This window comes from Rheinheimera sp. (genome assembly GCF_020217005.1).
In the GTDB taxonomy this organism is placed as follows: Bacteria; Pseudomonadota; Gammaproteobacteria; order Enterobacterales; family Alteromonadaceae; genus Pararheinheimera.
Genome location: NZ_JAIWOI010000289.1, coordinates 1 through 10,000, shown reverse-complemented (window position 1 = coordinate 10,000; position 10,000 = coordinate 1). Strand labels below are relative to the sequence as shown.

Sequence of the window (10,000 nt, the reverse complement as noted above, 5' to 3'; positions counted from 1 at the left end):
GGAGTTAACCGCTTTATGGCATCAGGAACTGGCCGTGATGCGTAATCGTATCAATGATTACCGTCAGTTGATCATCGATAAATTTGCTGCTGAGGGCATTAGTCAGGATTTTAGTTTTATTACTAAACAACACGGTATGTTCTCTTTCCTGGGTATTAACAAAGAGCAAATTGAACGTCTGCGTAAAGAGTTCAGTATTTATATGGTAGGTTCAAGCCGTGTCAGTATCGCTGGTTTAAACCATAGCAATATTGATTACTTCGCTAAAGCCATGGCGCAGGTATTAAAAGGCTAAGGTGCTGCACTTTGGAACCAAAAAAAGGGTGACTCAGGTCGCCCTTTTTTGATCCGGACGGATTAATGTGCAAAATCAGCCAGGATCTCAGGAAAGCTGAGGATAATTACGCTAGGATAAACAAAGTCTTGTCTGAGTAGTGAAGCATCAGCCTGGAGTTGAGTGGTGATAAAAGACTTAGTGATTGTTCTGTTGTGCGCTTTTTTTTCTTTAGCCGCTTATGCCGGAGAAGCGGTTTTAAGAGTGGTCACCGAATTATCTCCACCGCATCAAACCATGAAAGAGGGTAAAGTAGACGGTGTCAGCACACAAATTGTCAGGGCGACTTTGCAACAAGCCGGACTGGATAGCCGGATCGAGGTCTATCCATGGGCAAGAGCTTTTTACATCGCAAGCTCCACTCCTAATGTACTGATTTACAATATGGCCAGAACACCGGAAAGGGAGCAGGAGTTTCACTGGATCGGACCTGTAGCCAAATATAGATTGGGTTTAGTTCGACTGGCCTGGCGCACAGATTTGAAGCCAAATCATATCAAAGATTTAGGTTCCGCTGTGATTGCGGTGCAAAGAGGGGATTTTGCCACTTCATATCTGCAGCAACAGGGCATGAGGATTGGCAAAGAGCTGCAATTATCTGCTGATATTCTTGAGTCATGGCGTTTGCTGATTAAAGGCAAGGTGGATTATGTCATCGATGATCAGGCTGCCTTAGCGCTGATGGAGCAGCAGTTGTCGCAACCTGAAGGGGCCACCCGTTTTGTTTTGGCTATCCCACAGCTGGAACAAATAACCTATTTGGCCGCCAGCAAAGCGACAGACCCTCAATTGGTTGAAAAATTGCAGCAGGCCCATTTGCAGGTACAGAAAAGTCAGCTTTACCAAAATGTCATGGCTGGCCAATTTTAGCTTAAAGGGCTATCAGCTCATTCATCAGTTGAGTCAGCCACTGATTTAAACGTGGATCCGTCTGGTCATACTGGTTTTCTTCATCTAAAGCTAAACCATAAAACCACTGACCATCATCAGTTGTTGCTTTAGAGGCAATGAAGTCATAACCCGTTGTGGGCCAGAAACCTATACGAATGCAGTCCTGTGGTGCTATAGCCTGATGCAACATGCCGACAGCATCCTGAAACCATTCGGCATAACCCAGTTGATCGCCCATGCCATAAATAGCGACAATCTTGCCAGTTAAATCAACGTCTTTGATGTCGTCCCAGTGCGCTTCCCAGTCTTCCTGCAGCTCGCCAAAATCCCAGGTTGAAATACCTAAAATCAGCAGATCATAGTCCGTCATCCCTGTCAGGGGCTGATCTTTAATATTGTGAAGTGTTACACTGCTGCCATCCGGCAAACTTGGGTCTGCGCTTAAAAGCACCTGAATTTTTTCCGCCACTATTTCGGTATAGCAGGTGGTGGAGCCGTAGAAAAGACCAATTTTCATCTGATATGACTCAGCATTTTGTGTGGCGGGCAGTTTAGCAGAAGCCTTTGAACCAACAAAGTCAGACTAGGCAAATTAACGCGGGAGCAGCGTAAGTGGTAGCAGTCGCCGTTTCGGAACAGCAACTTATTCAAGCCTTTTTAGATCAGTTGTGGCTGGATAAAGGCGTAAGCGAACACACCTTAAGCGCTTACGGTACTGATTTGAGTAAATTTGCCCTGTTTTTGCAGCAACAGGGCCAGCAACTGACCACAGTGGATCAGATGCTGCTGAACCATTATCTGGCATACAGAGTGGAGCAGGGTTTTAGTCCACGCAGTACCTCCCGCGCTTTAAGCAGTTTGCGGCGTTTTTACCGCCATTTGCATAAAACCAGACAAATCAGTGAAAACCCCTTATCCGACGTATTTAACCCAAAAATTGGTCGTTCTTTACCTAAAACTTTATCAGAGCAGGATGTGGATTTATTGCTGTCTGCCCCGGACGTCAGCGATTTTATTCAGTTTCGCGACAAAGTGATGTTAGAAATTCTGTATGCAGCCGGTCTTCGGGTATCAGAGCTGGTCGGGTTAACCTTGCAACAAATTAATCTGCGTCAGGGCTTAGTCCGGGTCACAGGCAAAGGTAAAAAAGAACGACTGGTGCCTTTGGGAGAAACTGCAGTGGAATGGTTGGATCAGTACTTGCGTCAAGGGCGTATTTTGTTGCTTGATGGCCAGAGTGATGTGGTGTTTCCGAGTTCCAGAGGCCAGCAAATGACCCGACAAACTTTCTGGCACCGGATTAAGTTTTATGCCAAAGTGGCAGGCATTAGTGCGGAGTTGTCTCCGCATACGGTACGGCACGCTTTCGCCACGCATTTGCTGAACCATGGTGCAGATTTGCGGGTCGTACAGTTATTATTAGGGCACAGCGATTTATCGACCACCCAAATTTATACTCATGTGGCGCAGGCGCGTCTGCAAAGTTTACATCAACAACATCATCCAAGGGGCTGACCCTGGACGCAGGATAATGAGATGAAGAAGTTTAGCTATCTCGCCGTTATGGCAGCATGTTTAAGTACCGGTCTGGCAGCGCAAGCTGTACTTCCTGAAGTGAATCAGGCTTTTTCTGAGGTTGGATTGAGTGTTAAAGCTGTGGCTGATTCCAGCGTACCAGGCATGCTGCAGGTTCAAACAGACAAAGGTTTGTTTTTTATCTCAGAAAACAAACAGTATTTGTTTGAAGGCAATATTTACGATTTAAAAAATAAGACGCTGGTAAACGAAGATATTCTCAAAGGTATCCGCAAAGCAGGTGTAAAAGCCTTTGATGATTCAGTGATTGAATTTAAAGCGGCCAATGAAAAATATGTGATCCACGTTTTTACCGATACCAGCTGTGGCTATTGCCGTAAACTGCACAATGAAATGTCTGAGTTAAACAAAGCTGGTATTACGGTGCGTTACCTGGCTTTCCCACGGGGTGGTATCCAATCAGCGACTTATGATGAATTACAGTCTATTTGGTGTTCTAAAGATGCAAAGCAGGCGCTGACCGATGCAAAAAATGGCAAAGCAGTAAAACAAGCCAGCTGTAAGAATACTGTGGCTCAGCAGTATGAACTGGGACAGAGCTTTGGCATTAATGGTACTCCTGCTCTGGTGTTACCTGATGGTCGTCTAATTCCCGGTTATCAACCTGCCGCCGCTTTAGTGGCTGCCCTGAGCCAGAATGCGTCTTAAGCGGAAATATCCTTGAGTATCACAAAAGAATTACAACGCAGAGCAGTACCAGCTATTTCAGCAGAGTTGGCTCAGTATCATCCGGTGATCCAGCGTATTTACGCCAGTCGGGGTATTGAAAGCTCAATGCAATTGGCTCGTGGTGCAGCTCAACTGTTGCCTTTTACCTTACTCAAAGGTATCTCAACTGCTGTGACTCTGTTGATCGAGGCCCTGCAGCAGCAACAACATATCATCATTGTTGGGGACTTTGATGCGGACGGTGCCACCAGTACAGCGACCTTGCTGACAGGTTTAAAAAGCCTTGGTTTTAAGCATGTCGAATATCTGGTGCCAAACCGCTTTGAATACGGTTATGGCTTGTCGGTTGAAATGGCGGAAATTGCAGTAGCTCAGGGCGCTCAACTAATAGTGACAGTAGACAACGGCATCTCTGCTATTGACGGCATAGCTTTGGCGAAAAAAATGGGCGTCAAAGTGCTGGTGACAGACCACCATTTGCCGGGCAACGAACTGCCGGATGCTGACGCTATAGTCAATCCAAATCAGCCGGGTTGTGACTTTCCCAGTAAGCAGCTGGCTGGTGTCGGTGTGGCCTTTTATCTGTTGTTGGCACTGCGTTCTGAGCTTCGAAGTCAGGCATATTTTACCGAAACTCAGCCTGAGCCAAATTTAGCGGATCTGCTTGATCTGGTCGCTTTAGGCACAGTAGCGGACGTCGTGCCGCTGGATACCAATAACAGAATTCTGGTGCATCAGGGCCTGCAACGTATTCGCAGTGGCAAAGCCAGACCAGGTATTCAGGCCCTGATTGATGTGGCCAACCGTAAAGCGGAAAAACTGACAGCGCAGGATTTTGGTTTTGCTTTGGCGCCACGCTTAAATGCTGCCGGGCGTTTAGATGATATGGGTCTTGGGATCAGTTGTTTATTAGCGCCTGATTTACCCAGAGCGCGAATGTATGCAGCGGAACTTGATAGTTTAAATGTGGAACGCCGAGAAATAGAGCAAGGCATGCAGCAGGAAGCGCAAGCTTATCTGCAGCGGTTGTCTTTTAGTTCTGAAGAGCTGCCGGACGCTTTGTGTTTGTACCAAAGTGACTGGCATCAGGGCGTGATAGGTATCTTGGCTGGCCGGATTAAAGAGCAATACCACAGACCTGTACTGGTGTTTGCGCAAGGAGATGAAGGAGAACTCAAAGGCTCGGCCCGTTCTATTCCTGGCCTGCATATCCGCGATTTATTGGATGAAGTCTCTACTCAATACCCTGGCTTGATTAAAAAATTTGGTGGTCATGCGATGGCGGCAGGTCTCACAATTGCTGAAGAGCGGTTTGAAACTTTTAAGCTGGCACTAAATTTTGTTGCTAAAAAGTACCTGACGCCAGAGCTGCTCACTGCTGTGCTTTTTACCGACGGAGATTTAAGCAGCGATTGTTTGTCCGTACCCTTTGCCCGCTTGTTGCAACAAGCAGGTCCCTGGGGGCAAGCTTTTCCTGAACCTGTATTTGAAGGCGAGTTTGTCATACGCCAACAACGTCTTTTGGCGGATAAACACCTGAAGCTGATGCTGGAGTCCAGTGACGGCAGTTTAGTGGATGCCATTTGGTTTAACGCCGACAACAAAGCATGGCCTGATGCCAATGTAAAAAAAATCCGCGTCGCTTATCAGTTGGATATCAATGATTACCGGGACCAACAGTCTGTGCAGTTGATAGTGCGGCTGATCGAAAAAGTCGGTTAAATCTGTCCCTTAAAAAGTCTGCCTTACTGTTGCGCCATAGTAATGCAGACTGATTCAACAGAAAATCATCGGGATGGCTGCATGTCTGCGGAAAAATTGCTACAATCGCCACCAATTTTTTTCTAAGCGCCTTAAATCATGTTTGAAGTAAATCCGGTATATAACGCCATTAAAGACCTGACTGAACGCACTAATGTGCTTCGGGGGTATCTTTGACTACGACGCCAAAAAAGAAAAACTAGAAGAAGTCAGCCGCGAGCTGGAAGATTCTGCAGTCTGGAACAACCCTGAAAATGCGCAGGCCTTGGGTAAAGAGCGTTCAGCTCTGGAGCAAATTGTCGGTACTATCGACAAACTGGATCAGGGGCTTGAAGACGTGGCGGGGCTGGTAGAGCTGGCTGTTGAAGCCGAAGATGAAGATACTTTTATTGAAGCTCAGGCTGAATTGGCCGACTTAGAGTTGCAGCTGGCGAAGCTGGAATTTCGTCGTATGTTTTCTGGCAAAAGCGATCCGGCAGATTGTTACCTGGATATTCAATCTGGTTCAGGTGGTACCGAAGCTCAGGACTGGGCCAGTATGCTGATGCGGATGTATCTGCGTTGGGGTGAGGCCAAAGGTTTCAAGCCTGAACTGTACGAGGTGACAGATGGTGATGTGGCTGGCATCAAAGGCTGCACCATCAAATTTACCGGTGAATACGCCTATGGCTGGTTACGCACAGAAACTGGCGTGCATCGTTTAGTCCGTAAGAGTCCTTTTGACTCCGGCAACCGTCGCCATACCTCTTTTGCGTCCGTGTTCGTGTCGCCTGAAGTCGATGACGATATTGAAATTGAAATTAACCCGGCTGATTTACGGATAGATACCTACCGGGCCTCAGGCGCTGGTGGTCAGCACGTCAACAGAACAGATTCTGCGGTTCGTATTACTCACTTACCCACCAACATAGTAGTGCAGTGTCAGAACGACCGATCGCAGCACAAAAACCGCGATAACGCTTATAAGCAGTTACGCGCTAAGTTGTATGAGTTTGAACTGCAAAAACAAAACGCGGAAAAACAAGCGCTGGAAGACACCAAGTCGGATATAGGTTGGGGCAGTCAAATCCGCTCTTACGTGCTGGATGACTCGCGTATCAAAGACTTACGCACAGGTGTAGAAACCCGTAATACCCAGGCGGTGTTGGACGGCGACTTAGACAAATTTATTGAAGCCAGCTTAAAAGCCGGTTTATAAAAACACAGGTTTACCCAAAGTAATTGAAGTTGCAGCGCGACGACAAGTGAACGAGGCCCTTGAGCATAGTTGTCTATGCGATTGGGCGAGTGAACCCGGTCAACAAAGCTGCAGCTTCAAGTAACAAGGGTATGAACGCTTAATATCAGGAACTTATCATGTCTGAACAAAACACTCCTATTGAAGAACATCAAGACGTTAATAAACTGATTGCTGAGCGAAAACATAAGCTGGCTGGCTTGCGTGAACTGGGTAACCCATTTCCAAATGACTTTCGCCGCGATGCGACTTCCGATCAGATCCATGCCCAATACGAGCACCTGAGCAAGGAAGAGCTGGAAGAGAAACAAATCCGAGTGACTGTCGCAGGTCGTATGATGCTGCGCCGTATTATGGGTAAAGCCAGCTTCACCACTATTTCCGATGTAGGTGGCAAGCTGCAGTTGTATGTAGCGCGTGATAGTTTGGCTGAAGGTGTGTACAACGACGGCTTCAAGAAGTGGGATTTAGGCGACATCATAGGCGGTAGCGGTGTGTTGTTTAAAACTCAGACCGGTGAGCTGACTGTGTGGTTAGACGAAATCCGTCTACTGACCAAAGCCCTGCGTCCACTGCCGGACAAATTCCATGGTTTAACTGACCAGGAAGCCTGTTACCGTCAGCGTTATTTAGATTTGATCGTTAACGAGCAATCTCGTAAAACCTTTTTAATCCGTTCTAAAACTGTGGCTTATATCCGTCAGTTTTTTAACAGCAAAGGCTTTTTAGAAGTAGAAACGCCAATGCTGCAAAGCATTCCTGGTGGCGCTTCGGCTCGTCCTTTTGAGACGCACCACAATGCGCTGGATATGCAAATGTTCCTGCGTATAGCTCCAGAGCTGTATTTAAAGCGTTTAGTGGTCGGTGGTTTTGAGAAAGTATTCGAACTAAACCGCAACTTCCGTAACGAAGGCGTTTCAACCCGTCATAACCCGGAATTCACTATGCTGGAATTCTACTGGGCTTATGCCGATTACAACGACCTGATGGATATTACCGAAGAGTTATTCCGTGGTCTGGCGCAGTCTGTGCTGGGCACCACTGAAGTGCAGTATCAGGGCAACGTATTTGACTTCGGTAAACCTTTTGCCCGTATGTCAGTGACTGAGTCTATTCTGCATTACAACCCGGAAGTGAAATTAGAGCAGTTAACCACGCGTGAAGCTGTAGCTGAATTGGCCAAGTCGTTAGGTATTGAAGTCAAAGCTAACTATGGTCATGGCCGTATTCTGATGGAAGTTTTTGATGAACTGGTGGAAACCAAGCTGCAACAACCGACTTTTATCACTGAATACCCGGCAGAGATTTCTCCGTTGGCGCGTCGTAACGATCACAACCCGGAAATCACCGACCGTTTTGAATTCTTTATCGGTGGTCGTGAGTTAGGCAATGGTTTTAGCGAGTTAAACGACGCTGAAGATCAGGCCGAACGTTTCCGTGAACAGGTTGCACAGAAAGAAGCCGGTGATGACGAAGCCATGTACTACGACGAAGATTTCGTCACAGCACTGGAACATGGTTTACCGCCAACAGCAGGTCAGGGTATAGGTATTGATCGTCTGGTGATGCTACTGGCCGACGCGCCAAGCATCCGTGACGTCATTCTGTTCCCGCATATGCGTCACAGCGACAAACAGGGTTCTTAAGTCTTTGATAAAAAAGGCAGCGCAAGCTGCCTTTTTCTGCTGTTTTAGCATCAAATCCACAATAGCTTTGTCAGATAGCTGATTTATTATTTTTTTATCCTGCCTTTTGATTGAGCACCAAGCCGCCCTTTGTTATAATTTCCCCCCGTCCTAAGTTCGTAAATTCTTTATTGCCAATGGCGTCTCAGGGGTCTCATGACTACAAGATACATCTTCGTGACGGGTGGGGTTGTCTCATCCTTAGGTAAAGGCATTGCTGCTGCATCGTTAGCGGCTATTTTAGAAGCCCGTGGCCTGAAAGTGACCATCCTTAAACTGGATCCGTACATTAACCTGGATCCGGGCACCATGAGCCCAATTCAGCACGGTGAAGTGTACGTCACAGAAGACGGCGCAGAAACCGACCTCGATTTAGGTCACTATGAGCGGTTTATCCGCACCAAAATGACCAAACGTAATAACTTCACCCAAGGCCGTATTTATTCAGATGTATTACGTCGTGAACGTCGTGGCGATTATTTAGGTGCCACTATTCAGGTGATCCCTCATATCACCAATGAAATCAAAAGCCGCGTTGTGGCTGGTGCTGAAGGCTATGACATTGCTATCGTTGAAATCGGCGGTACTGTAGGTGATATCGAATCACTGCCATTTTTAGAAGCTATTCGTCAGTTGGGTACTGAAATTGGCCGCGAACGCGCCATGTTTATGCACCTGACCTTAGTGCCTTACCTGGGCACTGCCGGTGAAATCAAAACCAAGCCGACTCAGCATTCTGTTAAAGAACTGCGTTCTATTGGTATTCAGCCGGACATTCTGGTCTGTCGTTCTGATCGTGCTATTCCGTCCAACGAAAAAGCCAAAATTGCACTTTTCACCAATGTGGAAGAACGCGCTGTTATTTCGTTAAAAGATGTGTCCAGCATCTACCAAATTCCTGCCTTGTTAAAATCACAAGGGCTGGATGATTTAGTTGTGCGTCGTTTCCATATGACCTGCCCTGAAGCTGACCTGACCGAGTGGGAACAGGTGCTGTATCAGGAGTCGAACCCGACAGGTGAAGTCACTATTGGTATGGTCGGCAAATATGTGGAACTGCCTGATGCCTATAAATCAGTCAACGAAGCGTTAAATCATGCCGGTTTAAAAAATCGTTTAACAGTGCATATCAAATATATCGACTCGCAGGACGTTGAAAGTAAAGGCACAGATGTTCTGGCCGGTGTGGATGCGATCCTGGTACCAGGTGGTTTTGGTGAACGTGGCGTGGAAGGCAAAATTATGGCTGCCCGTTATGCCCGTGAACACAAAGTGCCTTACCTGGGTATATGTTTAGGTATGCAAGTGGCGCTGATTGAATATGCCCGCAATGTTGCTGGTATGAAAGACGCGCACTCAACTGAGTTTAATAAGAACACGCCTTACCCTGTGGTGGGTCTCATCACAGAATGGCTGGATGCAGATGGTAATGTTGAACAGCGGACTGATAAGTCTGATATGGGCGGCACTATGCGTCTGGGCAGCCAAAACTGTAACCTCAAAGCCAATACCAAAGCCCGTGAGATCTATGGCAGCGACATCGTCAGCGAGCGTCATCGTCACAGATATGAAGTGAACAACAATTATGTTGCTCAGCTCGAAGAGGCTGGCTTAAAGATCTCTGGTTTGTCGGCGGACAACCAGTTGGTTGAAATGATTGAAATACCTACACACCCATGGTTTGTGGCGGGTCAGTTCCACCCGGAATTTAACTCAACACCACGTGACGGACATCCGTTATTCCAGGGCTTCGTGGCCGCCGCTTATAAATATCAGAAACAGCAACTCGTATAATTTGATTAAAGCCGGGCCACAAAGTCCGGCTTT

General features: G+C 47.0%; 9 protein-coding genes. 8 read left to right on the top strand and 1 reads right to left on the bottom strand.

From position 1 onward, the window contains the following. Window positions 1-295: aminotransferase class I/II-fold pyridoxal phosphate-dependent enzyme (locus LDL40_RS14085; RefSeq protein WP_300996029.1), on the top strand; the 295-nt coding region annotated here is incomplete at its 5' end. Window positions 296-460: 165 nt separating this feature from the next. Next, window positions 461-1,204: an ABC transporter substrate-binding protein gene (locus LDL40_RS14080; RefSeq protein ID WP_300996028.1), complete on the top strand. Its 744-nt coding sequence runs from the start codon at window positions 461-463 to the stop codon at window positions 1,202-1,204. Window position 1,205: 1 nt separating this feature from the next. On the opposite strand, the gene fldB is transcribed toward LDL40_RS14080, so the two are convergent. Then, window positions 1,206-1,742 (bottom strand): flavodoxin FldB, encoded by a 537-nt coding sequence (gene fldB / locus LDL40_RS14075; protein ID WP_300996027.1) that lies wholly within the window; start codon window positions 1,740-1,742, stop codon window positions 1,206-1,208. Between the two features lie 95 nt (window positions 1,743-1,837). On the opposite strand from fldB, the gene xerD reads away from it, so the two are divergent. From xerD to LDL40_RS14045, 6 genes are all read left to right on the top strand, one after another. Then, window positions 1,838-2,740, top strand: coding sequence for a site-specific tyrosine recombinase XerD (gene xerD / locus LDL40_RS14070; protein WP_300996026.1), 903 nt, complete (start codon window positions 1,838-1,840; stop codon window positions 2,738-2,740). Between the two features lie 21 nt (window positions 2,741-2,761). After that, window positions 2,762-3,469: a bifunctional protein-disulfide isomerase/oxidoreductase DsbC gene (gene dsbC, locus LDL40_RS14065; RefSeq protein WP_300996024.1), complete on the top strand. Its 708-nt coding sequence runs from the start codon at window positions 2,762-2,764 to the stop codon at window positions 3,467-3,469. A 12-nt stretch (window positions 3,470-3,481) separates the two neighbouring features. Then, on the top strand, window positions 3,482-5,212 hold the full coding sequence (gene recJ, locus LDL40_RS14060) for a single-stranded-DNA-specific exonuclease RecJ (protein ID WP_300996022.1): 1,731 nt from the start codon (window positions 3,482-3,484) through the stop codon (window positions 5,210-5,212). Between the two features lie 138 nt (window positions 5,213-5,350). Then, window positions 5,351-6,449, top strand: a protein-coding gene (gene prfB, locus LDL40_RS14055) for a peptide chain release factor 2 (protein WP_300996020.1) whose coding sequence is annotated in 2 segments (ribosomal slippage) — window positions 5,351-5,425 and window positions 5,427-6,449 — 1,098 coding nt in all. Because the reading frame shifts where the segments join, the coding sequence is not laid out codon by codon here. A 158-nt stretch (window positions 6,450-6,607) separates the two neighbouring features. After that, complete coding sequence (gene lysS / locus LDL40_RS14050; RefSeq protein ID WP_300996019.1) at window positions 6,608-8,134, top strand: lysine--tRNA ligase; 1,527 nt, start codon at window positions 6,608-6,610, stop codon at window positions 8,132-8,134. A gap of 195 nt (window positions 8,135-8,329) precedes the next feature. After that, a complete protein-coding gene (locus LDL40_RS14045) occupies window positions 8,330-9,967 on the top strand; it encodes a CTP synthase (protein ID WP_300996017.1) in 1,638 nt (545 codons plus the stop codon). The last annotated feature ends 33 nt before the right edge of the window (window positions 9,968-10,000 follow it).

What these genes read in the sequence shown, in the direction of transcription:
- lysS (WP_300996019.1), top strand. Translation starts at nt 6,608, where the DNA reads ATGTCTGAACAAAACACTCCTATTGAAGAACATCAAGACGTTAATAAA.
- LDL40_RS14045 (WP_300996017.1), top strand. Translation starts at nt 8,330, where the DNA reads ATGACTACAAGATACATCTTCGTGACGGGTGGGGTTGTCTCATCCTTA.
- dsbC (WP_300996024.1), top strand. Translation starts at nt 2,762, where the DNA reads ATGAAGAAGTTTAGCTATCTCGCCGTTATGGCAGCATGTTTAAGTACC.
- fldB (WP_300996027.1), bottom strand. Translation starts at nt 1,742, where the DNA reads ATGAAAATTGGTCTTTTCTACGGCTCCACCACCTGCTATACCGAAATA.